Origin of the sequence: Bacillus cereus group sp. N8 (genome assembly GCF_016483685.1) — a bacterium.
GTDB lineage: Bacteria > Bacillota > Bacilli > Bacillales > Bacillaceae_G > Bacillus_A > Bacillus_A proteolyticus.
The window spans coordinates 1-241 of sequence record NZ_JAEHBK010000214.1; the positions used below are offsets into that span (position 1 = coordinate 1).

Here is a 241-nt window from a genome sequence, read left to right on the forward strand (position 1 = left end):
CAACCACATACAGAGTATCCACAAACGCGCCTTGTGCATAATCCACGACCAGAGAAACCTAAACCTCCAGTAGTTCCACAAACAGTATCAGAGAAACCAAAACCGCCAGTAGATCCACAAACAGAACCAGAGAAACCAAAACCGCCAGTAGATCCACCAACGGAACCAGAGAAACCGAAGACGCCAGTAGATCCAACAACCGAACCAGAAAAACCAAAGGCTCGAGGAGAGAGGGCGCCGG

General features: G+C 49.8%; 1 pseudogene. It reads left to right on the forward strand.

Annotated features, from left to right (window positions below):
* Positions 1–241: pseudogene (locus JDS80_RS31040) on the forward strand (SdrH family protein); the annotation flags it as partial.